Consider the following 23,864-nt stretch of genomic DNA (forward strand, 5'->3'; position numbering starts at 1 on the left):
CCTAGGCCTCCTGGTGACCGGCCGTGATGGTCGCGATGATCTCCTCGCGGTCCTCCAGCGGCAGGAACGAGCCGAGCGCGGCGTTGATCTGGAACGCGGCGAGGTCGTCGAGGTCGTACCCGAAGGTCGCCGCCAGCAGGGCCAGCTCGCGCGTGAGCGTGGTGCCGCTCATCAGGCGGTTGTCGGTGTTCACCGTGACCCGGAAGCCGAGCTGGTAAAGCACGTCGAAGGGGTGGTCGGCGAGGTCGTCGCCCCACGCCGCGATCGCACCGGTCTGCAGGTTCGACGACGGCGAGACCTCGAGCGGGATCTCCCGGTCACGCACCCACGACGCGACCTCGCCGAGCGCGGCGAGGGTCGAGCCGTCCCCGGCGTCGGAGAGCGTGACGTCCTCGAAGATCCGGACGCCGTGGCCCAGGCGGAGCGCCCGGCCGTCGACGAGCGCCGAGCGGATCGAGGCGAGCCCGTCGGCCTCGCCGGCGTGCACCGTCACGGGGAAGAGCTCGGATGCCAGGTACTCGAACGCGGGACGGTGGTTCGACGCCGGGAACCCGGCCTCGGCCCCCGCGATGTCGAAGCCCACGACGCCGCGGTCGCGGTGCCGCACGGCGAGCTCCGCGATCTCGAGGGACCGGTCGGCGTGCCGCATCGCGGTGACGAGCTGTCCGACGCGGATCGACCCGCCGGCGGCGTCGACCGCCTCGGCGATGCCGGCCTGGACCGCCTCGACGGTCTCGTCGAGCGTCAGGCCGCCGCGCAGGTGCTGCTCCGGGGCCCACCGGACCTCGCCGTAGACCACGCCGTCGGCGACGAGGTCCTCGACGAACTCCTTCGCGACGCGGTGCAGCTGCGGCGCGGTCTGCATGACCGAGGTGGTCACGTCGAAGGTCTTCAGGTACTCGACGAGCGAGCCGGAGTTCGACTGCTCGGCGAACCAGGCCCCGAGCGCCGCGGGGTCGGTGGTCGGGAGCGTGACGCCCGCCGACTCCGCGAGCTCGACGATCGTGGCGGGCCGCAGCCCACCGTCGAGGTGGTCGTGCAGCGAGACCTTGGGCAGGTCGTCGATGACCGCCCCGGCGTCGGGCAGGCGGTAGGTCGGGGCGTCGGCGCTCATGCCCTCAGGCTATCGGTGCGCCCCGACCTTCCGCGCGCTCAACCGGTGATGCGCTCCCGCACGATCGGGCCCCGCTCGGGAGCGGTCTCCCCGATCGACCACGCGCCCTCCAGCGACTCCAGCGCCCGCTCGAACCGCGCCGGCTCGTCGGTGTGCAGCGTCCACAGCGGCTGCCCGGCCGTGACCGTGTCGCCCGGCTTGACGTGCAGCTCGATGCCCGCACCGGCCTGCACGGGGTCCTGCGCCCGGGCACGACCCGCGCCGAGGCGCCACGCGGCGACCCCGAACGGCAGCGCCTGCTGCTCGGTCAGGACCCCGGACGAGGACGCTGTGACGACGTGCTGCTCGCGGGCCACGGGCAGCGTCGCGGACGCGTCGCCGCCCTGGGCCTCGATCATCCGGCGCCAGGTGTCCATCGCCCGGCCGTCGGCCAGCGCGGCCGCCGGGTCGGCGTCCGGCAGGCCGGCGAGCCGCAGCATCTCCGACGCCAGTTCGACCGTCAGCGACACCACGTCGGCCGGGCCACCACCGGCCAGGACCTCGACGGACTCGCGGACCTCGAGCGCGTTGCCGATCGTCAGGCCGAGCGGCACCTCCATGTCGGTCAGGAGCGCCGAGGTCGCGACCCCGGCGTCGTTCCCGAGGTCGACCATCGTCTGCGCGAGCTCCTTCGACGCCTCGTACGTCGGCATGAACGCCCCGGAGCCGAACTTCACGTCGAGCACCAGCGCACCGGTGCCCTCGGCGATCTTCTTCGACATGATGCTCGACGCGATGAGCGGGATGCACTCGACGGTGCCGGTGATGTCCCGCAGCGCGTAGAGCTTCTTGTCCGCCGGGGCGAGCCCGGAACCGGCGGCGCAGATGACCGCACCGACGTCCGACAGCACCTGCATCATCCGCTCGTTCGAGATCGACGCCTGCCACCCGGGGATCGACTCGAGCTTGTCGAGCGTCCCGCCGGTGTGGCCGAGCCCCCGGCCGGACAGCTGCGGCACCGCGACGCCGAACGACGCCACGAGTGGTGCGAGCGGCAGCGTGATCTTGTCCCCGACGCCACCGGTGGAGTGCTTGTCGACCGTGGTCTTGCCGAGCGAGCCGAACGACATCCGCTCCCCCGACGCGATCATCGCGAGCGTCAGGTCCTTGATCTCCCGACGCTCCATCCCGTTCAGGAAGATCGCCATCGCGAGCGCCGCCATCTGCGGGTCCTCGACGTACCCACGCGTGTACGCGTCGACCAGCCAGTCGATCTCGGGCGTGCTGAGGGCGTCACCTGAACGCTTGGTGCGGATCAGGTCGACGGTGTCGAACGGCTCGACGGCCATGTCAGTGCTCTTCCTGGTAGGTGGCGAGGGTCCGGGGCCCGAAGGCGTCCGGCAGGACCTCGTCGATGGTGCGGATGCCGGAGACGGTCTCGAGCAGCATGCCCTCGGCGGAGTGCTCGAAGAGCAGCTGCCGGCAGCGACCGCACGGCATCAGGGTGGCGCCGTCGCCGTCCACGCACGTGAACGCGACGAGCTTGCCGCCGCCCGTCATGTGCAGCTGCGACACGAGCGAGCACTCGGCGCACAGGGTGACCCCGTACGACGCGTTCTCGACGTTGCAGCCGGACACGACCCGCCCGTCGTCGGTCAGGGCAGCGGCCCCCACCGGGAACGACGAGTAGGGCGCGTAGGCGCGCCGCATCGCGGCCGTGGCCGCGGTCCGGAGCACGCTCCAGTCGACCGCTCGGCCCGTGTCGTTCCCGGGGTCGGCGGCACCGGCCGGGAGGATCGGGGCGGCGTCCGCCCCGTCGGTCGCGGCGACCGCCTGGTCACCCGCAGCGTTCGTGTCGGTCATGACCCGTGCCTCCCGTCCGTCAGCTCTTGATGTACGGCTTGCCGGCGGCCGCCGGCCCGCGCGACTGTCCGACCAGGCCGGCGACCGCGAAGATCGTGACCACGTAGGGCAGCATGAGCAGGAACTCGCTCGGGACCGGCGAACCGACCGCCGCGAGCGTGTTCTGCAGGTTCGAGGCGAAGCCGAACAGCAGCGCCGCGAACGTCGCACGGATCGGGTCCCAACGACCGAAGATGACCGCCGCGAGCGCGATGTAGCCCGCGCCGGCCGTCATGTCCTTCGTGAAGCCGCCCGCGGCGTCGAGCGTGAAGTACGCACCGCCGAGACCGGCGACGGCGCCCGCGATCGAGACGTTCCAGAAGCGCGTCCTGGCGACGTTGATGCCGACCGTGTCGGCTGCCTGCGGGTGCTCGCCGACCGCACGGAGGCGCAGGCCCCAGCGGGTCTTGAACAGGCCGAAGGTGACCACCGCGACGGCGACGTACGCCAGGTAGACCACGACGGTCTGCTCGAAGAAGATCGGGCCGATGATCGGGATCTGGTGGAGCAGCGGGATCTCGATCTTGGGGAAGCGGATGCCGACGTTCAGCGTGCCCTGGTTCGGCGACAGGACCTGCGAGTACAGGAAGCCGGTCAGACCCGAGATGAACGCGTTGATGACGACACCGACGATGACCTGGTCGACGAGGTACTTGATGCTGAACGCCGCGAGGACGAAGGACACCAGGACACCGGCGACGAGCGCGCCGACGAGACCGACCCACGCCGAGCCGGTCAGCGAGGCGATCATCGCCGAGGTGAACGCGCCGGCGAGGAACTGGCCCTCGATGGCGATGTTCACGACGCCGACGCGCTCCGAGATGACACCGCCGAGGGCACCGAACACCAGCGGGACGCTGAGGCTCAGGGCGCCGACGAGCATGCCCGGGATGGTGATCGAGTCACCGGCGACGGCCCAGCTGAGGAAGCCGACGACGAAGACCAGCGCGAAGAGCGCGGTCACCCAGAGGGGCACCCGGCGGGCACCGCGCGTCTCGATGACCGCGTACACGGTGGCGAGGGCGAGCAGGACGATGACGACCACGCCGGTGGCGGCGGCCGGCAGCGGGACGTTCGGCAGCGCGAAGAAGTCGCCGGCCGAGGCCAGGCGGAACGTCGCGGTGCCGGGGCGTCGGGCGAAGCCGAAGAGGACGAGGGCGAGGAGCGTGAAGACGCCGAACGCGATCGGGGTCTTCCAGCTGCGCGTCGTCTCGACGGGACGGTCGGCGGGCAGGGCCGGGACCGCGGTGGGGGTCATGGTGCTCATGCGGCGACCGCCTTCTTGCTGTTCTTGCGGACACGGCGGCGGGCTCCCGGCTGCGGGATCCGGAAGATCGCGCGGACGAGCGGCGGCGCGGCGATGAAGAGGACGATGAGCGCCTGGATCACGCCGACGATGTCGATCGGGATGCCGTTCGCGGCCTGCATGGCGTAGCCGCCGTTCTTCAGGACACCGAACAGGATCGCCGCCCAGAACACGCCCCACGGCTTCGAGCGGCCGAGCAGTGCGACCGTGATCGCGTCGAAGCCGATGCCGGCGTCGATCCCGGACGTGAAGCCCGAGGTCACCGCACCCTGCACCTGGTACGCGCCGGCGATGCCGACGAGCGCGCCGGAGATCACGAGCACCCAGATCGTGAGCGCGGGGACGCTCATGCCGGCCACACGGGCCGCGCGGGGGTTCTCGCCGATCGTGCGGAAGCGGAAGCCGAGCGACGACTTGTTCACGAGCCACCAGACGACGACGACCGCGATGATCGCCACGACGAACCCGAGGTTGATCCCGTACCGCGGACCGAAGAGCGCCGGGAAGACCGCGCTGTCCTTCGTCGCGGGCGAGATCGGGTTCGCGCTCCCCGGGGCCTGCAGGAGACCCGGGGTGCGGAGCAGGAAGCTGACCAGGTAGAGCGCGACGTAGTTGAGCATGATCGTGACGACCACCTCGTTCGCACCCGTCCGGGCCTTGAGCACGCCGACGATGCCGCCCCAGACCGCACCGCCGACGATGCCGGCGAGGACGGTGAGCGGGATGTGCAGCGCGGCGGGGCCGTCGAACGAGAAGCCGACCCAGCCGGCCGCCGCGGCGCCCATCAGGATCTGCCCCTGGCCGCCGATGTTGAACAGGCCGGCGCGGAACGACAGCGCGATGCCGAGACCGGCGGCGATCAGCGGCACGGCGTAGTCGACCGAGCGCGTGATCGGCACGATGGCCTGCGCGAAGGACGGTGCCCCGAAGTTGATCACCGAGCCCTGGAAGAGTGACGCGTAGGCGCCGCCGACCGAGGTGCCGATCGCCTGCAGGGTGTCCGTCGGCCGGGCGAAGAAGTACCCGGCGGCGGTGCGGACGTTCTCGTCGGTGACCGCGATCAGGATGCCGCAGGCCACCAGGGCGAGGACGACGGCCAGGACCGTCACGAGCACGGAGCCGTTCACGATCTGCTGCGCCGCGGCCCGCCACCGGTCGCCGCCCGCGCGCCGCTCGGAGTCGGCGGCGGAGTCGGTCATCAGGTGCGGGGTGGCCTCGGTGTCCTGCAGACGGTCGTCGGTGGGCGCGGGGGCCGGGGTCGCCGGTCGCGTCGTGTCGTCCGACGCGGGGGCCGGGGTCGCCGGTCGCGTCGTGTCGTCCGGCGTGGGGGTGCTCACGCTGCCAGCTCCGTTCCTTCTGCTGTGGTTGCTGCGAGTTCGGCGGCCATCATGCGACCTGTTCCGTTCCTTCGGGGAGTTCCCCGGCCATCATGAGGCCGAGGACGTCGCGCGGGGTGTCCGCGGGGACGATGCCGACGATGCCGCCGCGGTACATGACCGCGATCCGGTCGGCGAGCGCCACGACCTCGTCGAGCTCCGTGGAGACGACGATGACCGGGACGCCGGTGTCGCGTGTGGCGACGATGCGCTTGTGGACGAACTCGATGGACCCGACGTCGATGCCGCGCGTGGGCTGCGCGGCGACGAAGAGCCGGAGCTCGCGGCTGAGCTCGCGGGCGAGGACGATCTTCTGCTGGTTGCCGCCGGACAGCCGGCCGGCCGCCGTCGTGCGGGACGGCGTGCGGATGTCGAACTCGGCGATCTTCTCGTCCGCGAACGCGTCGCGCTCGGCGGAGCGGATCGTGCCGGCGCGGACGAACTCGTCGTGGTCGGCGCGGTCGAGCATGAGGTTCTCCGCGATGGTGAACTCGCCGACCAGGCCGTCCTCCTTGCGGTCCTCGGGCACGAAGCCGACACCCGCGTCGAGCACCTGCTTGACGGTGCGCCCGGTGAGCTCCTTGCCGTCGAGGGTGACCCGACCGGCGTGCACGGGCTCGAGGCCGATGATCGCCTCGGTGAGCTCGGTCTGCCCGTTGCCCTGGACGCCCGCGATCGCGAGCACCTCGCCGCGGCGGACCGTGAACGAGACGTCGTCGACGAGGACCACGCCCGAGGGGTCGGTGACCGTCAGGTGCTCGACGACGAGCGCGTCGTCCCCGCCGGTCGCCGGTGCCTTGTCGACCACGAGCGACACGGCACGGCCGACCATCAGGGCGGCCAGCTCGTTGTTCGTCGCCGTCGGCGAGGCCTCTCCCACGACGGCGCCGAGGCGGATGACCGTGATGCGGTCGGCGACCTCGCGGACCTCGCGGAGCTTGTGCGTGATGAAGACGATCGCGGTGCCGGCCTCGCGGAGCTGGCGCATGATGCCCATCAGCTCGTCGGTCTCCTGCGGCGTGAGGACGGCCGTCGGCTCGTCGAACACCAGGACCTTGGCGTCGCGGGACAGCGCCTTGATGATCTCGACGCGCTGCTGCACGCCGACGGGCAGGTCCTCGACCCGGGCGTCGGGGTCGACGTCGAAGCCGAAGCGGTCGCTGATCTCCCGAACGCGGGCGCGGGCCCCGGCGAGGTCGAGTCGGCCGCCGAAGGAGGTCTGCTCCTGGCCGAGCATGACGTTCTCGGCGACGGTGAAGACGGGCACGAGCATGAAGTGCTGGTGCACCATGCCGATGCCGGCGCGCATCGCGTCGCCGGGTCCGTCGAAGTCCTGGACGACGTCGTCCAGGAGGATCTCGCCCTCGTCGGCCTGGTAGAGGCCGTAGAGGACGTTCATGAGCGTGGACTTGCCCGCGCCGTTCTCGCCGAGGAGGCAGTGGACCTCACCCGGCTCGACGGTGAGCGAGATGTGGTCGTTGGCGACGAGTGGTCCGAACCGCTTCGTGATGCCACGGAGTTCGAGCTTCATGTTCCGGGGTCTGTTCCTGTCGGTGGTGCTGTGGACACGTCGATGCGGGCGGAGGACTCGTCCCCCGCCCGCATCGGTCGTGCTACTTGACGGTCGCCTTGGTCTCGACCGTGATCGAGCCGTCGATGATGCCCGACTTGATCTTGTCCAGCTCGCCCTGCAGGCCGGAGTCGACCTTCGACGAGTAGTCGTGGAACGGCGCGATGCCGACACCGTCGTTCTTCAGGGTGCCGACGTACGGGGTGTTCGAGTACTTGCCGTCCGCGGCCTGCTCGACGACGTCCTTGACGGCCGGGCGCATGCCCTTCTCGACGGACGTGAACGCGATGTCCTTGTAGCGCGGGTCGGCCTCGTACAGGTCGCTGTCCGCACCGATCAGGACCGAACCGTTGTTCGCGTCCTTGATCGCCTCGGCAGCTGACTGGTAGATCGGGCCACCGACGGGCAGGATCACGTCGGCGTTCTGGTCGAGGAGCGTCTGCGCCACGGCCTTCGCCTGCGTGCCGGCGTCGAAGCCACCGGTGAAGGAGCCCTTCTGGCTGTCGACGTCCCAGCCGACGACCTTGACGTCCTTCTTCTTCTGCTCGTTGTAGTACTTCACGCCGTCCGCGAAGCCGTCCATGAAGATGGTGACGGTCGGGATCTGCATGCCGCCGAAGGTGCCGACGACGCCGGACTTCGAGTACGACGCGGCCGCGTAGCCGGCGAGGAACGCCGCCTGCGAGGTGTCGAACGTGATCGGCTTGACGTTCTTGGCGTCGATCGAGTTGTCGTCGATGATCGCGAAGTCGGTGTCGGGGTTCGCCGCGGCCTGCTTCTTCGTGGCGTCGGCGAGGTTGAAGCCGACCGTGACGATGAGGTTGCAGTTCTGGCCGACGAGCTGCTGGATGTTCGAGTCGTAGACCGTGGCGTCCTTCGACTCGGCCGACTTGTACGTCGCACCGAGGTCGGCCGCGGCGTCCTTCATGCCCTCGAAGCCGAGCTGGTTGAACGACTTGTCGTCGAAGCCACCGGCGTCGGAGACCATGCAGGGGCGGAAGTCGCTCTTCTTCGACGTCGCGGTTTCGGACGGGGCGGCCGAGCAGCCGGCGAGGACTGCCACGGTGCCGGCGAGGGCGAGGCCGCTGAGCAGGACCTGGCGGGTACGAGATGTCACGGGTTGGTTCCTCCGGGGAGCGGTGCCCGGACCACGTGCGTTCCGGGCGATCGTGGCGACAGTACACGACCGTCGGGCCGGTACAGAACGCCCCTGAGGGGCCGCTGGGATCAGTTACGGGATCGCGACCCCGTGGAAACAGGCCCGTAACCGGAGGCCACGCTGTCGACCCCACTTCGGGGGTCGCGGCGAGATTTCGTGGTGGAGCGCTACAGCCGACGCTGAGGATCGGGGGCCGTGCACGGAATCTTCATCCGCGGAGCGATCACTCGTCGGACAGCTGCTCCATGATCCGGTCGGCGTCGCCCGGGAAGCACCGCGAGAGGGCCTGAACTGTGTAGTTCCCCGAGTACGCGTACACGCTGATGCCGGCGATGTCGTCGCCGCCACTCCCGAACACCGCGGGGCCGTCCTCCGAGTCGCGGACGACGACCTCCATCCCCTGAGCCCGCCAGTGGTCCGCCATCCGGGCCCCGTCGGCCGTCGGGTCCCCCGCGAGCTCGCTGCCCGTCAGGTACCGCCAACGCGCGCCCTGCTCGCCGTCGGGCAACACACAGTCCTCGGCGTAGTCGGGGCCGGTGCGCGGCTTCCAATCTCCGCCGAGACGGGCTGTGGCGTCGTCCACCGCCTCGATCATGCGCTGCTTGGCGCTGTCGACGTCCACGGTGGGCTCCGTTCGTCGTGTCGTGCTCGTGTCCGGCGCTCCGAGGGTGCACCCAGCGAGCAGCCCGCTGAGCACGACGACGGTGGCGACGAGGACGGAGCGCCTCGGTCGTCCGCTACGGAGCATCAGCGTCTTCTTCAGCCATCCGGTCGGCGTCTCCCGGGAAGCACAACGACACGGCCTGGACGGTGTAGTTGCCGGAGGCTGCGGAGAAGCTGATCGAGGCGATCTCCCGTCCGCCACCTCCGAAGGCCACGGGCCCGGTGCTCGTGTCACGCTCGGTGACCTGCATGCCCTGATCGCGCCAGTGCTGGGCGACTGCCGGTCCGTCCTTGTCCGGCGTCCCTTCGATCGTGCTCCCCGTCAGGTACCGCCAGTGTGCTCCGCTCGATCCGTCGGGCAGCCTGCAGTTCTCGGGCGCGTCAGGGCCGGTGCGCGGCTTCCACTCTCCGCCGAGACGCTGGACCGTGTCGTCGACGGCGTCGATCATCTGCTGCTTCGCTGTCTGCGCGTCCACGGTGTGGTCCGTTCCTCGAGTCGTTCCGATGTCTGGTGTCGAGCGGACACATCCCGCGAGCAGTCCGATCACGACTGCCGCCATCAGGACGCTCACGACGCCACGGCGCTTCACATGGCGATCTTCGTTCGTCATCTGTCTCCGATCAGGTCGGTGAGTCGGTCCATGGTCACGGCAGCAGACGGTTCGGCGCGCCCATCGGGCGCGGACCGGGCAGTCACCTGCCTGACCTCAGGACCCGGTGCTCTGCTGCTCTTCGATCTCGTCGGCGCTCCCTGGGAAGCAGAGCGATTCGGCTTCCAAGGTGTACTTGCCCGGGAACGCGTACAGATCGATCAAGGCTGTGGAAGCTCCACCTCGTCCGACGACCACCGGGCCGTCAGCATCTGCGACTCGTTCGACCGTCATGCCCGCGGACTGCCACGCGCCCGTGACCGTCGCAGCGTCGTGGTCCAGATCGCCGCCTTCGTCCGTCCGGGTCACCAGGGAGACCCAGTTGGCTCCTTCTCCTCCGTCCGGGAGCGTGCAGCTGTCGACGTAGTCCGGCCCCTGTGTGGTGACCCACTCGCCCCCGAGCGCCGCAGCGGTCCGGTCGACGATCTCGGTCATCTTGCGCTGGGCAGTCTCGGGGTCCACCTTGGTCGCCCTTCCTTCCTCGGTCGGTGTCGCAGTCGTCGAAGGGTGCTGCGTGCAACCGCCGATGAGGATCATCAGGGCAAGGGGGGTCAGAACAACGCTCGTCCGGCGCCGCACGGTCAGCTCGTCAGACATTCGTCTCCGCTCGGTGCTCTCCGGCTTCTCATCCTGGTGTCGCCGGTGTGAGCTCGGCATCGCGGCCCGTGGTCGCGAGTCCCACGTTGCGCAGGCTCTCGGTTCCTCGATCGACGGAGCGGGGTGCGTGACCTTGTTCGCGGCCGAACTCGGCCCGCTCGTCACCCATGCCCTGTTTGCCGGTCGGCGCGTGCTGCGTAGATGTGGTCCGCGGGGACGTCGGACGTCGACCGCAGGTCTTCGGGAAGTTGGCCGAGCCCGATGCGACGAAACGGTCGACGGGGACTCCCTGCTCGGCGAGCGCGACGGGAGCAGTCATCGCGCCGTGTGAGTGCGCCACGATGTTCGTCTTCGGCATCCGCCCCGATGCCGGCGATGTCGTCTCCGCCGCTGCTCGGCGCTGTCGGCGTCGGACGCCGGGCAATCAGATGCCGTCCCCGTGTCCGAGGGGACGCGCAGCACGCATCCGGTCAGCAGTCCAACGACCGCGGACACGGCGACGAAGCTCGCGACGTTCCGCGCGCCGTTCCATCGTGGTCGAGACAGCGGTGACGCTGCAGGGCGCGTCATTCTTCGGCCTGCCGCTCCTCGATCTCGTCGGCGTCGCCAGCGAAACACATCGAGAGCGCCTGGATGCTGTAGTTGTCGGGGAAGGCGAAGAGGCGGATCGTCTCGACGCGATCGCCGCCGCGAGCAACCAGCGCTGGCCCCTTGGTGTCAGCAAGCCGGTCAACGGTCATACCGGCGGATGTCCAGATGTCGGAGGCAGCAGCAGCATCCGCATCATTGTCGCCGGACCCTGATCGAGCAACGCGGTACACCCACCGAGCTCCCTCTTCGTCACCCGACAGCTGGCAGCTTTCGACGTAGTCAGGAGACGTACGCGTCTCCCACTCCCCACCGAGCGCAGCGGTCGTCTGGTCGACGATGTCGATCATGGTTCGCTTTGCAGTGTCGGCGTCCACGGACTGGGTCCTCTCGCTCGGTCTGGTCGTGTCACGCTGCTGCACGGCACATCCGGCGACCCCGACGACGAGTGTCAGGAGCGCCGCCGTCGCCGCGAAGGTGCGACAGGCAAGGTTTCGTGAGTTCATGGGCTTCCTCGTTCGTCGGACGGGGTCATTGAGACCGCGTCCCGGTGAGCAACTCGTCCTGACCTGTGGTGGCGAGTGCGACGTTGTGGAGCGACTCGGTGCCACGGTCCAGGTAACCCCGTTGATCCTGGAACACCGGCGCGTGGTGTAGGACTGACGAGAGGGGCTGGCCGTCGCTTCCTGTTCCACCATCGGCACCGAACACGGTCGCTCCGAAGGTCGGCTCGGTCGGGTCCACGCGATGGGCGAAGCTCTTCTCGCGACCGAACGCTGCCCATTCGTCACCCTTCCCGGACTTGCCGGTCGGGCCGTCCTTCGCCTGAGCCGCGAAGACCTGGTCCGCGTGCAGCTGGTCCGCATCGTCGAGACCGTCGGGTAGTCCGGCGGATCCGAGCGCGACGAAGCGATCGACGTGGACGCCTCGCTCGGCCAGGGCCACAGCACCGGTGGTTGTGCCGTAGGAATGCGCCACGATGTTCGTCTTCACGGGATCGGTTCCACGGACGGCCGAGAATCCGCGGATCGAATCCGCGAGTCGCTGGCCACCCTTCTTCGCCTTGTCCATGAGGAGCACGTCCTCGGGCCCCGGTGTGGCGTACCCGACCCAGGCGACCACTGCTCGGTCCGGAGTGCTTGCGATGTCTGTGTTGTCAGCAACGTCGGTTTGCTCGTCTGCGATGTTCTGAGCCGCCCTCGCCCACGTCGTCATGTCCGCTGTCGTCGTGTCCATGCCCGGGACGGCCCAGGTCACCGACTCCGCGCGGTCGAGATCACCGATCGAGACGGCAGCCAGCGGCGGTCGATCATCGGTGAGCGCGATGAGGAAGCGCTTGCCGTCCGAACCCTTCTTCGTCAACGCCGCGTTGATGTTGCGCAGGGCCTTGCGGTCCGCGTACAGCGCCGTGAGTTCCCGGGCCAATGCCCGTGAGCCGTCCCCAGCCGCTGCCCCTGTCCCCTCCAGCTGCTCGATCTGGCGCTCCACGTCGACGAGCCGCTGGTTCAGCACGAGCGTGTTCGCAGTGCTCCGCGCCCAGTACGGGGCACCTTCGAGGTTGCCGAGTCGCGCGAGCACGTCCGTCGGCAGCGCGTCGAACACGCCGGTGTCGGCCGTCGTCAGCCCGAGCGCGCCCCACCGCTCTGCGACCTCTGCCGGCGTCAGGCCGTCGGCGAACAGCTGCCGGAGGGCAGGCGCCGCCTGTCCGGTCGCGGCGATGTCGAGGGCGACGTTCGACAGCGATCCACGGCCGCCGGCGACCTCGAAGGCGTCGGCGATCCTGCCGATCCAGCTCCGGTCTTCGTCGTTCTCCCGCACGTACCGCTCGAAGCCCGCCGGCATGCTCGCGCGGTCGACCGCGACCCAGGCGCAGGAAGACCGGAACGACGACCATGCCGATCGCACCCGCTCGGAGTCGGCCGACGCGCCGGTGTCCAGTCCGGAAACGGTCGTGACGAAGGCCCGGAGCGCGCTCGGGTCGGCAGAACTCCTGCCACGACTCACCCCGCCGCCGTAGCGCGCACGCTCGCGTCCCCGGAACTCGGCGTCGACTTCCGGCCTCGGTCCGGGTTCGGTCGACGGCTCGCGGTCGGTGACGTTCTCCCACGCGTCGACAAGCGATCGCCCTGCAGCGCCGGCGAAGGCCTCGGCCACGGACGCCGCCCGTTCCCGGTCAGCGGCACGTGCCTTCCACGCAGCGTGGTCACGCTGCCGCTCCCGTTCACGCTCAGCAGCGGCGACCGCGGCGTCGACCTGGTCGGCGAGGTCGACCAGCACCCCCGCCAACCGCGCCCGGTCCTCAGCCTCGACCACCGCGGCGCTCCGGAACCGCTCGGCGTACGACCCTTCGAAGTCGTCGAGTGCGGACGCGACGGCGTCCGACCGCGGACCCCCCTGCCCCCGCAACGCGTCGGCTGCTCGTCGCGCAACGCGTGCGAGCGCACGCGCATCCGCAGCGTCGAACCGGATGTCCCCCATCAGCACTCCCCCGAGTCGTCCCGGCCCCCGCGACCGGAACATCACCGTACACCAGGTCAGCGACGCCTCAGAGCACGTCGCCCCGGCCGCTGATCTTCAGCGCGTCGACGACGCCCTTGACCCGCTGCGCGTTCGCGCTCGTCGTGACGAGCAGCGCGTCCGGGGTGTCGACGACCACGATGTCCTCGACGCCGATCAGCGAGATGAGCCGCTGGCTGTGCGAGACGACGATGCCGCTCGAGGAGTCCGCGAGGATGCGCGCGCCGTCCCCGAGCACCGCGAGGTTGTTCGCCCGACCGCCGGACTGCAGCTTCGCGAGCGACGCGAAGTCGCCGACGTCGTCCCAGTCGAAGTCCCCGGGCACAACCGCCATCCGGCCGGCTGCCGCCGCGGGCTCGGCGACGGTGTAGTCGATCGCGATCTTCTCGAGCCCGGGCCAGATCGCGTCGACGACCGCACCGCGCGACGAGGTGTCCCAGGCGGCGGCGAGCTCCTCGATCCCGGCGAGCAGCTCGGGCTTGGTCCGACCGATCTCGGCGAGCAGGACGTCGGCGCGGGCGATGAACATGCCCGCGTTCCAGAGGTAGGTGCCCTGCTCGACGTACGAGCGGGCGGTGTCGAGGTCGGGCTTCTCGACGAACGACCGGACCGCGTGCACGGTCGGCGCACCCTCGATGCCGATCGGCTCGCCGTGCGCGTGGATGTAGCCGAACCCGATGGCGGGCTCGGTCGGGGTGATGCCGATCGTGGTCACGTACCCGGCTCGCGCCGCAGCGACCGCCTCGCGCACCGACCGACGGAAGCCGCGGGCGTCGCCGATGACGTGGTCGGCTGCGAAGGACCCGACGACGACGTCCGGTTCGCGGCGGTGCAGGATCGCCGCGGCGAGACCGATCGCCGCGGTGCTGTCCTTCGGCTCGCTCTCGAGCACGACGTTGTGGTCGGCGACCCCGGGCAGCTGCGCTTCGACCGCGGCACGGTGCGCCCGGCCGGTGACGACCATGATCCGCTGGTCGCCGGCGAGCGGCGCGAGCCGGTCCCAGGTCTGCCGGAGCAGCGAGGTGCCGGAGCCGGTCAGGTCGTGCAGGAACTTGGGTGCGTCGGCGCGCGACAGCGGCCACAGCCGGGAGCCGATGCCGCCGGCCGGGATGATCGCGTAGAAGTCCTCGAGTGCGTCTGCCACGCGCTCACCGTACCGGTCCCGCCGGACGCGACCTGGAAGCCGCCCGCACGGTGCCCGGACGCACCAGCGCGCGCCGGACCGGGCCCCGATCCTCCCGTCCGGGTGTTCACCACCTGCCTGCCGGGCGTTCACGCGGACCGCACCACCCGGTCACGCCGGCCGCGGAGCATGGGCCGCACCATGAGCGCACGCAGCGTGGAGCGCGGCACGTCCCAACGGACCGTGGCCGTCGTGACCGAGAGCTTCCTGCCCACCCTCAACGGCGTCACCACCAGCGTCCTGGCGGTCCTCGACCACCTGGAGCGCCGCGGGCACCGCGCGGTCGTGATCGCCCCGGACACCCCCGGACTCGCGCAGTTCCGCTCGAAGACGCAGGTGGAGCGCTACCGCTCCTTCGACGTCCACCGCATCCCGGCGGTGGCGTACCGCCAGTTCCCCGTGGCCCTCCCCCACCCCGTCCTCGACACGATCCTCGCCGCCTCCGGCGCCGACGTGCTCCACGCCGCCAGTCCGTTCCTGCTGGGTGGACGCGCCATCACGGCGGCCGGGAGGCTCGGCATCCCCTCCGTCGCCGTCTTCCAGACCGACGTGGCCGGGTTCGCACGCCGCAACGGCCTGACGGCGACCGTCCCGTTGGTGCGCAGGATCCTCGGGCGCATCCACGCCGGCGCGTCGCTGACGCTCGCGCCGTCGAGCGCGACCGCCGCGATGCTCGCCGAGGACGGCGTCCCGCGGGTGACGCGGTGGGGCCGGGGCGTCGACACGACGCTCTTCCACCCGGACCGTCGGCACAGCGCGTCGGTGCGTGCCGCGCGTCGGCGGATCGCGCCGGACGGCGAGACGATCGTCGGCTACGTCGGGCGGCTCGCGCCCGAGAAGGAGGTCGAGCGACTCGCCGAGCTCGGCGGCCTCCCCGGGATCCGGGTCGTCGTCGCCGGGGGCGGCCCGTCCCGCGCGTACCTGGAGCGTCGGCTCCGGCACCTCGACGTCACGTTCACCGGTCCGCTGCGGGGCGACGCGCTGGCCGACGCGTACGCGATGCTCGACGTCTTCGTGCACACGGGACCCGCGGAGACCTTCGGCCAGACCCTGCAGGAGGCGCACGCGACCGGGCTGCCCGTGGTCGCACCGGCCGCCGGCGGTCCGCTCGACCTCGTCGCGCCGGGCCTCGACGGCGAGCTGTACGACCCGGACGTCCCGCAGGCACTGCGCCGGGCGGTGCTCGGGCTCGTCGGCGACCCGGACGCCGCGGCGCGGATGGGCTCGGCCGGGCGGCTCCGCGTCGAAGGCACCACGTGGGAGGCCATCGGCGACCAGCTCCTCGCGCACCACGACACGGCGCGGACGATCGGCGCGCCGCCTGCCCTGACGCGCACCGCGCGGGCCGGTCGGGACGAGAAGGTCAGCGCAGGCGCATAGGATGGGTCGTGTTCCACACGAACACGAACGGCAAGGGCTCGCCGATCGGCGAGCCCGTCCTATGGGAGGACTTGCTCATGGCCGAGCAGACCGCAGGCGGGACGACGGTGGTCGAACCGCGCGTGACGATCGATGCGCCGCGCGCGTCCCGGAAGCTCGAGGGGACGCTGTACCGCGGGTCCACGGGGATGTGGTCGTGGGTGCTGCACCGGATCACCGGCGTCGCGATCTACTTCTTCCTGCTGGTGCACATCCTCGACACGGCCCTCGTGCGGCTCTCGCCCGAGGCCTACAACGCCGTCATCGGGACCTACAAGACGCCGATCATGAACCTCGGTGAGATCGCTCTCGTGATGGCGATCGTCTTCCACGCCCTGAACGGCCTGCGCATCATCCTGGTGGACTTCTGGTCGAAGGGCCCGAAGTACCAGCGCGCCATGTTCTGGATCGTGATCGTCGTGTGGGCAGTCCTCATCGCGGGCTTCCTCCCGCGCCAGCTCATGAACCTCGTCGCGGACTTCCAGTAGGCGAAGGGACCGGAGACGACCATGACCACACAGACCGTCGAGCCGCCTCGCTCGGCCAGCGCCGCACGCCGCACCACCAACTGGGAGAAGTGGGGGTGGATCTACATGCGCGCCTCGGGCGTCCTGCTCGTCGTGCTCATCTTCGGCCACCTCTTCGTCAACATGGTCGCGGGTGAAGGCGTCAAGCAGATCGACTTCGCCTTCGTCGCCGGCAAGTGGGCCAACCCGTTCTGGCAGGTGTGGGACTCGCTCATGCTGGTCCTCGCCCTGGTGCACGGCTCCAACGGCATGCGCACGATCATCAACGACTACGTCGCGAAGCCCGGGATCCGGAAGACCCTGCTGCTCGCCGTGCTCATCGCCTGCGTCGCACTCGTCGTGCTCGGGCTGCTCGTCTGCTGGACGTTCGACCCGTGCCCCGCCGGCGCCGCCGCTGCGGACCTGCCGTCGTTCTGCCCGGCGCGCTGACGATCCCCGACGACCGCTCCTCCTCCGAACGAAAGACCCCTGTGCCTGCGAACACCCCGACCGAGACCACGGTCCACCACCACCAGCACGACATCGTCATCATCGGCGCGGGCGGCGCCGGGATGCGCGCCGCGATCGAGGCCGGCCCGAAGGCCAAGACCGCCGTCATCTCGAAGCTCTACCCGACCCGCTCCCACACGGGCGCGGCGCAGGGCGGCATGGCCGCCGCACTCGCGAACGTCGAAGAGGACTCGTGGGAGTGGCACACCTTCGACACGATCAAGGGCGGCGACTACCTGGTCGACCAGGACGCCGCCGAGATCCTGGCGAAGGAGGCCATCGACGCGGTCATCGACCTCGAGAACATGGGCCTGCCCTTCAACCGCACCCCGGAGGGCAAGATCGACCAGCGTCGCTTCGGCGGCCACACCCGCGACCACGGCAAGGCCCCGGTCCGCCGGGCCTGCTACGCCGCGGACCGCACGGGCCACATGATCCTGCAGACGCTGTTCCAGAACTGCGTGAAGCTCGGCGTCGAGTTCCACAACGAGTTCTACGCGCTCGACCTCGTCATGGTGGACGTCACGGGCGACGACGGCGTCACGCGCAAGCAGCCGGCGGGCGTCGTCGCGTACGAGCTCGCCACGGGTGACCTGCACGTCTTCCACGCCAAGGCCGTGATCTTCGCGACCGGTGGCTTCGGCAAGATGTTCAAGACCACCTCGAACGCCCACACCCTGACCGGCGACGGCGTCGGCATCGTCTGGCGCACCGGCCTGCCGCTCGAGGACATGGAGTTCTTCCAGTTCCACCCGACCGGCCTCGCCGGCCTCGGCATCCTGCTCACCGAGGGCGCCCGCGGCGAAGGGGCGATCCTCCGCAACGCCTCCGGTGAACGCTTCATGGAGCGCTACGCCCCGACGATCAAGGACCTCGCCCCCCGCGACATCGTCGCCCGGTGCATGGTGCAGGAGGTCGCCGAGGGCCGCGGTGCCGGCCCGAACAAGGACTACGTCCTGCTCGACTGCACGCACCTCGGTGCCGAGGTCCTCGAGACGAAGCTGCCGGACATCACCGAGTTCGCGCGCACCTACCTCGGGGTCGACCCGGTCGTCGAGCCGGTGCCGGTCATGCCGACCGCGCACTACGCGATGGGCGGCATCCCGACGAACGTCAAGGCCGAGGTCCTGTACGACAACACCACCGTCGTCCCCGGTCTGTACGCCGCCGGCGAGTGCGCGTGCGTGTCCGTGCACGGCTCGAACCGCCTCGGCACGAACTCGCTGCTCGACATCAACGTGTTCGGCAAGCGCTCCGGCAACAACGCGGCCGAGTACGTCCAGACCGCGGAGTTCCTCCCCCTGCCGGAGGACCCGGCCGCCGGGATCCGCGACATGCTCGCGCAGCTGCGCTCCTCGACCGGCACCGAACGCATCGCCGTGCTGCGCAAAGAGCTGCAGGACGAGATGGACAAGAACGCACAGGTGTTCCGCACCGACGAGTCGCTCGGCAAGATGACCGAGACCATCCACGAGCTGCGCGACCGGTTCCGCAACGTCGCCGTGCAGGACAAGGGCAAGCGGTTCAACACCGACCTGCTCGAGGCGGTCGAGCTCGGCTTCCTGCTCGACCTGGCCGAGGTCGTCGTCTACTCCGCGCGCAACCGCAAGGAGAGCCGCGGCGGACACATGCGCGACGACTACCCGAAGCGCGACGACGAGAACTACATGCAGCACACCATGGCGTACCTGACGGGCGACCCGCACTCGTCACTCGCCGACGACCACATCACGCTCGACTGGAAGCCCGTCGTGGTGACGCGCTACGAGCCGATGGAGAGGAAGTACTGATGACCGACACCCTGGTCTCCGACGCCCCCCGCACCGACACCGTGCAGGACGCCCCTCCCGGATCGTTCCCCGTGACGGTGATCGTCCGGCGCTTCGACCCCGAGGTCGACGACGAGCCGCGCTGGCAGGACTTCGACGTCATGATGCTGCCGACCGACCGCATCCTCGACGCCCTGCACAAGATCAAGTGGGAGCAGGACGGGTCGCTGACGTTCCGCCGTTCCTGCGCGCACGGCGTGTGCGGGTCCGACGCGATGCGGATCAACGGGCGCAACCGTCTGGCGTGCAAGACGCTCATCAAGGACCTCGACGTGTCGAAGCCGATCTACGTCGAGGCGATCAAGGGCCTGCCGCTCGAGAAGGACCTCGTCGTCGACATGGAGCCCTTCTTCCAGTCCTTCCGCGAGGTCCAGCCGTTCCTGCAGGCGTCGAGCAAGCCGGAGAAGGGCAAGGAGCGCGTGCAGTCCGTCGCGGACCGCGCCCGCTTCGACGACACCACGAAGTGCATCCTCTGCGCCGCGTGCACGTCGTCCTGCCCGGTGTTCTGGACCGACGGCCAGTACTTCGGTCCGGCGGCCATCGTCAACGCCCACCGCTTCATCTTCGACTCCCGCGACGACGCCGCGAACGTGCGGCTCGACATCCTCAACGACAAGGAGGGCGTCTGGCGCTGCCGCACGACCTTCAACTGCTCCGAGGCCTGCCCGCGCGGGATCCAGGTGACGAAGGCCATCTCCGAGGTCAAGCAGGCGATCATGCGCGGCGGCGCGTGAAGCCGGTGTGCGCCGAGCACCCAGCGGGATCTCGGCGAACGGCATGTCGGCGCCCGGTAGGCTCGCGGCCATGACGTTCGCGGAGACCCGCCCCATCCTCGACCAGCTCGGCTACACCGTTCGGTACGTGCAGCTCCCCGGGGAGCAACTGCACGAGCCGCCGGTGGAGGGCGCGCTCCGCATCGTGCCGGCAGACCAGCCGGACGACTTCGCACTCGAGGTCGTCGACTACGGCACCGCGCGTCGGCTCGCGACCGCCCGTGGCGAGGCCGATGCGGTCGAGATGCTGCGGCGTTTCCTGAACCGCGCGTTCCCGGCGCCGCGGGACATCCCCCGCCACGAGCTCGACGGGCTCCGCGACCGTGCCGCCTCGACGTACCCGCAGCTCGCGCAGCAGGTCGCCCAGGCCGGCGAGCAGGGCCTACGCATCCAGATCCCCGCGGGCGTGCCCGTCGACCGCGCCGGCGGTCCGGACGGGTACCTGCTGCACCCGCTCGACACCCCGCTCCCCCAGCGCTCCCTGCCGCCCCACGTCGCGGCGGCGCCCGAGGTGCACCGGTACGTCGTCGACCGGCCGTTCCTGGTCGAGGTCTCGTTCGTGCAGCCCTGGTTCGACCAACCCGGCGGTGCGCTGCGCTTCCGGACCGCGGACCCGTCGGTCACGATCCGCGACCTCGTCGTCGACGGCTCGCTCGTCCGGCTCCGCGTGGTCTGACCAGCGGCGCCCGGCTCGAGCACGACCAAGCGGCCCACCCCTGACGGGGTGGGCCGCTTCGTCGTGGTGCGGATGTCGGCGCAGGAGCCGCCCGTCGCGCGGGTGACGGCTCAGGAGCCGCCCGGGGTGCGGGTGTCGGCTCAGTACCCGCCGGTGGTGCCCTGCATGTTCGCCGCTGCGGAGAACACGACGATCATCGACACGATGCTGAGCACGATCGACAGGGCGCTGATGATCACGCCGGCCAGCGCGAGTCCGCGGCCACGCTCGCCGGTACGCTTGAGCTGGACGAGCGCGATGATGCTCACGACGAGCCCGGCGATGTTCACGACGAAGGCCAGGACGAACCCGACGATCGCGAGGACGCTGAAGCGGTCGGACGCCGGCGCTGCGGGCTTGTACGGCTGGGCGGTGGTCATGGGGTCCCCCTCGGGAAGAGTGCTGCAGGACCAGACCGGGCGGCTGGTCGGCCCCAATGTACCGGTGGCGGGGCGTCCCGTCCGCGGTGCGACGTCAGGCGGTCGGCTGGCCGTCCGGGCGGTCGTACTGCGCGCCCGCGGGGTTCGACTCGAGCGCACCGAACACGATCGCCGCGATGCCGGTCACGAGCGAGATGAGCCAGAAGGGTCCGGCGAGGTTCGCGTCGTGCACCCGGCGCCACCCGAGCGCGAAGGTCGGCACGATGGTCGCCGCCCACCACACGAAGTACAGCACCAGGAACAGGATGCCGACGACCGGGATCGAGCCGTTCGACGAGGACTGCCCGTACTCGTCGACCGTCGTGGACGACGCCGCCCAGGCGATCATGCCGGCGATGTAGCCGCCGAACAGGATCGTCGAGATGATCGCGTTCGCGAGGAACCAGTACCAGAACTCGCTGCGGCTGGCGCGACCGTCGAACCGCGCGTACTTCTTCCAGAACCGGGTGAAGGCGTCGAGGAACCCGATGCCGTACCAAGGCGCCCAGAGGGGCGGGGCGCCGCTCGCGTCCCGCGGGATCGGGCCGGCGGGGACGTACTGCGGGTAGGGCTGGCCGGCCTGGGGCTGCCCGTACTGGGGCTGCTGCCCGTACGGCTGCTGCGGCTGCCCGTACTGCTGGGGCTGCTGCCCGTACTGCTGGGGCTGCCCGTACGGCTGCTGCGGCTGCGCGTACTGGGGCTGCTGCCCGTACGGCTGCGGCTGCCCGTACTGCGGCTGCTGGTCGCCGGGCTGGTCCGGCTTGCCCCACTGCGGGGTCTGGTCGTTCGTCATCGTCCTGCCTCCGGTCGGTCGTGTCGGGCGCCCTCGGGGTTCGACGGCAGGAGACCGAAGACGATCCCCACGATCCCCACGAACACCGCGATCAGGTACAGCGCGCCGGGCAGGTTCGCGTCGTGCAGACGCCGCCACCCGAGGGCGAGGGTCGGCACGATGGTCGCGAGCCACCACAGCGCGGGCAGGGCCAGGAGGAGCCAGAACACCGGCCCCGGCGGGGTCGTCGCCTGGTAGACCTGGCCGCCGCCGAGGTCGTAGGTCCGGTACTCGACCGTCGCGACCCGGTAGGCGATCGCGACCGCCACCAGGATGAACGACACCCCGGCGACCACCAGGTACGCCCACCAGAACTCGCTGCGGCTCGCACGACCGCTGAAGGTCGCGTACTTGCGGAAGAAGCGTCCGACCGCCTGCCCGAACGACGCTCCGTACCGGGGCGCCCAGATGGGCGGCTCACCCGCTGGGCCGCCGTACGCCGGCTCGGTCGCGGAACGGTACGGCGCTCCTGGTTGCGGCTGTGTCACGGTGTCCCCCTCGTGGTCGGTCCTGCGTTCCCCACGATCAAACCAGAACGACCGGCCTGCATGTCACACCTGATCGGGTCGGTCGAACCGCTGCCCCTGGGGATCGGTGCCGATCAGTCCGACGATCAGGGCGAAGAGCACGCCGATCGGCGGGATAATGAAGAAGAGGGCGAAGTACCCGGACAGGTTCACGTCGTGCAGGCGCCGCATGGTCAGCGCGACGAAGCCGATCGCGCACGCCAGCGACCACAGGGTGGTGACGCCGTCGTCCGCGTTCGAGACGAACGGCAGCCCGTCGAGCAGACCGCCGAGGATGCCCGCCACCACCGAACCGATCGCGTACCAGAGCGCCCAGAACCAGAACTCGCTGCGGCTTGCACGGCCGTCGAACCGGACGTACTTCTTCCAGAAGCGGGTGAACGCCTCGTGGAACGGGATGCCGTACCACGGCGCCCACAGCGGCGGGACCTGCCCCCGACCGGGCGCGGGCGGCCGCTGGCCGTACTGCGGCTGCGAGTACGGCGGCTGCTGCGAGTACGGCGGCTGCTGCCCGTACGGGGGCTGCTGCCCGTACGACGGCTGCTGCCCGTACGACGGCTGCTGCCCGTACGACGGCTGCTGACCGTACGACGGCTGCTGCCCGTACGACGGCTGCTGACCGTACGACGGCTGCTGACCGTACGAAGGCTGCTGCCCGTACGACGGCTGCTGACCGTAGGGGTCCTGGTTGCTCATGGGGTCCTCCCGGATCGCGGTGCCCTCCGAGTCTGGCAGCCCACCGGACCACCCCACGTCCCCCTGCAGGCGGATCCGCGCCGACCGACCAGCGTCAGGGCACCAGCGCCAGCTTGCCGCCGGGGTGCTGCGACTCGAGCACCTGGGCGGCCTCCTGCGCGTCGGTGAGCGGGAACGTCCGCGCCACGGGCACGACCAACCGTCCGTCCGCGGCCAGGTCGACGAGCCGCTGCCGCACGGAGTCCCGGAACGCCTTGCTCTCGGGCTGCGCGCCCCCGACGGCCTGGATGCCGTCCGCCTCCGCGCGGCCGAAGGCGGCGATCGTGACGATCCGGCTCCGGTCCGCGACCACCGCGAGCGAGACGTCCACGGCCTCGTCGCTCCCGACGCAGTCCAGTGCCACGTCGACACCGGACGGAGCGAGGGCACGGATGCGTGCCTCCAGGCCGTCGCCGTACGCGACCCACTCGCCACCGAAGCGGCGGACGGTGTCGGCGTTGCGCTCGGAGGCCGTGCCGATGACCCGTGCCCCGAGCAGCCGCAGCTGCTGGAGCAGGCTCACGCCGACGGCACCGGAGGCGCCGTGGACGACCACGGTGTCCGACCCCTCGGCGCGCGTGACGCGGAGCATGTCGGCCGCGGTCGTGCCGGCCAGGAGCAGGTTCGCCGCCTCGGGGAACCCGAGGGACGTGGGCTTGGCGAAGACGTCGGCGGCGGGCACCGTGATCCGTTCCGCCCAGCCACCCGAGATGCGGAAGGCCAGGACCGCGTCGCCGACGGCTCCCCCACCCGAGGCGATCGTGGTGTCCGGGCCGAGGGCGCTGATGATCCCGGCGACCTCGTACCCGATCGGGATCGGCAGGTCGGACGGGTCGCCCTGCCGGGTGTGCTTCGTGTCGGCGGGGTTCATGCCGGCCGCGCGGACGTCGATCGTGACCTCGCCCGGGCCGGGGCCGCGGACCTCGGTGTCGGCGTACTCCAGGACCTCGCTGCCGCCGAACCGCGGCGCCACCCAGTGCTTCGTCATGGCGTTG

The 23,864-nt window shown here is 70.5% G+C and carries 25 protein-coding genes; 6 read left to right on the top strand and 19 right to left on the bottom strand.

Features of this window, described 5'->3' with window-relative positions; all coding sequences use genetic code 11:
- Position 1: 1 nt before the first annotated feature.
- The 14 genes from LQK89_RS10850 to LQK89_RS10915 all read right to left on the bottom strand — a co-directional run bounded on the left by LQK89_RS10850 (position 2) and on the right by LQK89_RS10915 (position 14,565).
- The gene (locus tag LQK89_RS10850) at positions 2 to 1,114 is read right to left on the bottom strand and encodes an adenosine deaminase (RefSeq protein ID WP_174777992.1); all 1,113 of its coding nucleotides are present in this window, start codon (positions 1,112 to 1,114) and stop codon (positions 2 to 4) included.
- A 38-nt stretch (positions 1,115 to 1,152) separates the two neighbouring features.
- On the bottom strand, positions 1,153 to 2,442 hold the full coding sequence (locus LQK89_RS10855) for a thymidine phosphorylase (RefSeq protein ID WP_231049110.1): 1,290 nt from the start codon (positions 2,440 to 2,442) through the stop codon (positions 1,153 to 1,155).
- A 1-nt stretch (position 2,443) separates the two neighbouring features.
- Positions 2,444 to 2,956, bottom strand: coding sequence for a cytidine deaminase (locus LQK89_RS10860; protein WP_269145894.1), 513 nt, complete (start codon positions 2,954 to 2,956; stop codon positions 2,444 to 2,446).
- Between the two features lie 19 nt (positions 2,957 to 2,975).
- The gene (locus tag LQK89_RS10865) at positions 2,976 to 4,262 is read right to left on the bottom strand and encodes an ABC transporter permease (protein WP_180224982.1); all 1,287 of its coding nucleotides are present in this window, start codon (positions 4,260 to 4,262) and stop codon (positions 2,976 to 2,978) included.
- The gene (locus LQK89_RS10870) at positions 4,259 to 5,638 is read right to left on the bottom strand and encodes an ABC transporter permease (RefSeq protein WP_208738912.1); all 1,380 of its coding nucleotides are present in this window, start codon (positions 5,636 to 5,638) and stop codon (positions 4,259 to 4,261) included. The genes LQK89_RS10865 and LQK89_RS10870 overlap by 4 nt, the downstream gene beginning before the upstream one ends.
- A 49-nt stretch (positions 5,639 to 5,687) precedes the next feature.
- Positions 5,688 to 7,208: an ABC transporter ATP-binding protein gene (locus LQK89_RS10875; RefSeq protein WP_144804266.1), complete on the bottom strand. Its 1,521-nt coding sequence runs from the start codon at positions 7,206 to 7,208 to the stop codon at positions 5,688 to 5,690.
- A gap of 82 nt (positions 7,209 to 7,290) precedes the next feature.
- Complete coding sequence (locus tag LQK89_RS10880) at positions 7,291 to 8,364, bottom strand: BMP family lipoprotein (RefSeq protein WP_058742724.1); 1,074 nt, start codon at positions 8,362 to 8,364, stop codon at positions 7,291 to 7,293.
- 265 nt (positions 8,365 to 8,629) lie between these two features.
- Complete coding sequence (locus tag LQK89_RS10885; protein ID WP_231049111.1) at positions 8,630 to 9,154, bottom strand: hypothetical protein; 525 nt, start codon at positions 9,152 to 9,154, stop codon at positions 8,630 to 8,632.
- Positions 9,144 to 9,680, bottom strand: a complete 537-nt coding sequence (locus LQK89_RS10890; protein ID WP_231049112.1) for a hypothetical protein — start codon at positions 9,678 to 9,680, stop codon at positions 9,144 to 9,146. The genes LQK89_RS10885 and LQK89_RS10890 overlap by 11 nt, the downstream gene beginning before the upstream one ends.
- A 96-nt stretch (positions 9,681 to 9,776) precedes the next feature.
- Positions 9,777 to 10,316 carry a hypothetical protein gene (locus LQK89_RS10895; RefSeq protein WP_175325872.1) on the bottom strand — a complete coding sequence of 180 codons (540 nt, stop codon included), beginning with the start codon at positions 10,314 to 10,316 and terminating at the stop codon, positions 9,777 to 9,779.
- A 28-nt stretch (positions 10,317 to 10,344) separates the two neighbouring features.
- Entirely contained in the window at positions 10,345 to 10,674 is a 330-nt protein-coding gene (locus LQK89_RS10900) for a hypothetical protein (RefSeq protein ID WP_231049113.1), read from the bottom strand.
- A 208-nt stretch (positions 10,675 to 10,882) separates the two neighbouring features.
- Positions 10,883 to 11,254 (bottom strand): hypothetical protein, encoded by a 372-nt coding sequence (locus LQK89_RS10905; protein ID WP_231049114.1) that lies wholly within the window; start codon positions 11,252 to 11,254, stop codon positions 10,883 to 10,885.
- A 181-nt stretch (positions 11,255 to 11,435) separates the two neighbouring features.
- Entirely contained in the window at positions 11,436 to 13,382 is a 1,947-nt protein-coding gene (locus tag LQK89_RS10910; RefSeq protein ID WP_231049115.1) for an alpha/beta hydrolase, read from the bottom strand.
- 67 nt (positions 13,383 to 13,449) lie between these two features.
- The gene (locus LQK89_RS10915) at positions 13,450 to 14,565 is read right to left on the bottom strand and encodes a mannose-1-phosphate guanylyltransferase (RefSeq protein WP_058742730.1); all 1,116 of its coding nucleotides are present in this window, start codon (positions 14,563 to 14,565) and stop codon (positions 13,450 to 13,452) included.
- 180 nt (positions 14,566 to 14,745) lie between these two features.
- Here LQK89_RS10915 and LQK89_RS10920 point away from each other — a divergent pair, with 180 nt between their 5' ends.
- The 6 genes from LQK89_RS10920 (at position 14,746) to LQK89_RS10945 (ending at position 20,317) form a co-directional block, all read left to right on the top strand.
- Positions 14,746 to 15,984, top strand: a complete 1,239-nt coding sequence (locus LQK89_RS10920; protein WP_231049116.1) for a glycosyltransferase family 4 protein — start codon at positions 14,746 to 14,748, stop codon at positions 15,982 to 15,984.
- A 77-nt stretch (positions 15,985 to 16,061) separates the two neighbouring features.
- The gene (gene sdhC / locus LQK89_RS10925) at positions 16,062 to 16,511 is read left to right on the top strand and encodes a succinate dehydrogenase, cytochrome b556 subunit (RefSeq protein ID WP_083520082.1); all 450 of its coding nucleotides are present in this window, start codon (positions 16,062 to 16,064) and stop codon (positions 16,509 to 16,511) included.
- Positions 16,512 to 16,532: 21 nt separating this feature from the next.
- Entirely contained in the window at positions 16,533 to 16,979 is a 447-nt protein-coding gene (gene sdhD, locus LQK89_RS10930) for a succinate dehydrogenase, hydrophobic membrane anchor protein (protein WP_058742732.1), read from the top strand.
- 41 nt (positions 16,980 to 17,020) lie between these two features.
- Positions 17,021 to 18,829: a succinate dehydrogenase flavoprotein subunit gene (sdhA, locus tag LQK89_RS10935; RefSeq protein ID WP_058742733.1), complete on the top strand. Its 1,809-nt coding sequence runs from the start codon at positions 17,021 to 17,023 to the stop codon at positions 18,827 to 18,829.
- Complete coding sequence (locus LQK89_RS10940) at positions 18,829 to 19,602, top strand: succinate dehydrogenase iron-sulfur subunit (RefSeq protein WP_058742734.1); 774 nt, start codon at positions 18,829 to 18,831, stop codon at positions 19,600 to 19,602. Before sdhA ends, LQK89_RS10940 begins: the two co-directional genes overlap by 1 nt.
- Before the next feature lie 70 nt (positions 19,603 to 19,672).
- Positions 19,673 to 20,317, top strand: a complete 645-nt coding sequence (locus tag LQK89_RS10945; protein WP_231049117.1) for a TNT domain-containing protein — start codon at positions 19,673 to 19,675, stop codon at positions 20,315 to 20,317.
- Positions 20,318 to 20,457: 140 nt separating this feature from the next.
- Here the strand turns inward: LQK89_RS10945 and LQK89_RS10950 are convergent, their stop codons facing one another.
- From LQK89_RS10950 to LQK89_RS10970, 5 genes are all read right to left on the bottom strand, one after another.
- Positions 20,458 to 20,736 carry a DUF4190 domain-containing protein gene (locus tag LQK89_RS10950; RefSeq protein WP_058742736.1) on the bottom strand — a complete coding sequence of 93 codons (279 nt, stop codon included), beginning with the start codon at positions 20,734 to 20,736 and terminating at the stop codon, positions 20,458 to 20,460.
- Between the two features lie 94 nt (positions 20,737 to 20,830).
- On the bottom strand, positions 20,831 to 21,568 hold the full coding sequence (locus tag LQK89_RS10955; protein WP_175325878.1) for a DUF805 domain-containing protein: 738 nt from the start codon (positions 21,566 to 21,568) through the stop codon (positions 20,831 to 20,833).
- Entirely contained in the window at positions 21,565 to 22,095 is a 531-nt protein-coding gene (locus tag LQK89_RS10960) for a DUF805 domain-containing protein (RefSeq protein ID WP_231049118.1), read from the bottom strand. The genes LQK89_RS10955 and LQK89_RS10960 overlap by 4 nt, the downstream gene beginning before the upstream one ends.
- 63 nt (positions 22,096 to 22,158) lie before the next feature.
- Complete coding sequence (locus LQK89_RS10965; protein ID WP_231049119.1) at positions 22,159 to 22,830, bottom strand: DUF805 domain-containing protein; 672 nt, start codon at positions 22,828 to 22,830, stop codon at positions 22,159 to 22,161.
- Between the two features lie 94 nt (positions 22,831 to 22,924).
- A complete protein-coding gene (locus tag LQK89_RS10970; protein ID WP_231049120.1) occupies positions 22,925 to 23,857 on the bottom strand; it encodes an NADP-dependent oxidoreductase in 933 nt (310 codons plus the stop codon).
- Positions 23,858 to 23,864: the final 7 nt, after the last annotated feature.

Origin of the sequence: Curtobacterium sp. C1, assembly GCF_021049325.1 — a bacterium.
GTDB lineage: Bacteria > Actinomycetota > Actinomycetes > Actinomycetales > Microbacteriaceae > Curtobacterium > Curtobacterium citreum.

Bases quoted from the DNA above. Each gene is read 5' to 3' on its own strand.
- LQK89_RS10850 (WP_174777992.1), bottom strand. From the start codon at position 1,114: ATGAGCGCCGACGCCCCGACCTACCGCCTGCCCGACGCCGGGGCGGTC.
- LQK89_RS10855 (WP_231049110.1), bottom strand. From the start codon at position 2,442: ATGGCCGTCGAGCCGTTCGACACCGTCGACCTGATCCGCACCAAGCGT.
- LQK89_RS10860 (WP_269145894.1), bottom strand. From the start codon at position 2,956: ATGACCGACACGAACGCTGCGGGTGACCAGGCGGTCGCCGCGACCGAC.
- LQK89_RS10865 (WP_180224982.1), bottom strand. From the start codon at position 4,262: ATGAGCACCATGACCCCCACCGCGGTCCCGGCCCTGCCCGCCGACCGT.
- LQK89_RS10875 (WP_144804266.1), bottom strand. From the start codon at position 7,208: ATGAAGCTCGAACTCCGTGGCATCACGAAGCGGTTCGGACCACTCGTC.
- LQK89_RS10885 (WP_231049111.1), bottom strand. From the start codon at position 9,154: ATGCTCCGTAGCGGACGACCGAGGCGCTCCGTCCTCGTCGCCACCGTC.
- LQK89_RS10890 (WP_231049112.1), bottom strand. From the start codon at position 9,680: ATGACGAACGAAGATCGCCATGTGAAGCGCCGTGGCGTCGTGAGCGTC.
- LQK89_RS10895 (WP_175325872.1), bottom strand. From the start codon at position 10,316: ATGTCTGACGAGCTGACCGTGCGGCGCCGGACGAGCGTTGTTCTGACC.
- LQK89_RS10900 (WP_231049113.1), bottom strand. From the start codon at position 10,674: ATGCCGAAGACGAACATCGTGGCGCACTCACACGGCGCGATGACTGCT.
- LQK89_RS10905 (WP_231049114.1), bottom strand. From the start codon at position 11,254: ATGATCGACATCGTCGACCAGACGACCGCTGCGCTCGGTGGGGAGTGG.
- LQK89_RS10910 (WP_231049115.1), bottom strand. From the start codon at position 13,382: ATGGGGGACATCCGGTTCGACGCTGCGGATGCGCGTGCGCTCGCACGC.
- LQK89_RS10920 (WP_231049116.1), top strand. From the start codon at position 14,746: ATGAGCGCACGCAGCGTGGAGCGCGGCACGTCCCAACGGACCGTGGCC.
- sdhC (WP_083520082.1), top strand. From the start codon at position 16,062: ATGGCCGAGCAGACCGCAGGCGGGACGACGGTGGTCGAACCGCGCGTG.
- sdhD (WP_058742732.1), top strand. From the start codon at position 16,533: ATGACCACACAGACCGTCGAGCCGCCTCGCTCGGCCAGCGCCGCACGC.
- LQK89_RS10940 (WP_058742734.1), top strand. From the start codon at position 18,829: ATGACCGACACCCTGGTCTCCGACGCCCCCCGCACCGACACCGTGCAG.
- LQK89_RS10945 (WP_231049117.1), top strand. From the start codon at position 19,673: ATGACGTTCGCGGAGACCCGCCCCATCCTCGACCAGCTCGGCTACACC.
- LQK89_RS10950 (WP_058742736.1), bottom strand. From the start codon at position 20,736: ATGACCACCGCCCAGCCGTACAAGCCCGCAGCGCCGGCGTCCGACCGC.
- LQK89_RS10955 (WP_175325878.1), bottom strand. From the start codon at position 21,568: ATGACGAACGACCAGACCCCGCAGTGGGGCAAGCCGGACCAGCCCGGC.
- LQK89_RS10965 (WP_231049119.1), bottom strand. From the start codon at position 22,830: ATGAGCAACCAGGACCCCTACGGTCAGCAGCCGTCGTACGGGCAGCAG.
- LQK89_RS10970 (WP_231049120.1), bottom strand. From the start codon at position 23,857: ATGACGAAGCACTGGGTGGCGCCGCGGTTCGGCGGCAGCGAGGTCCTG.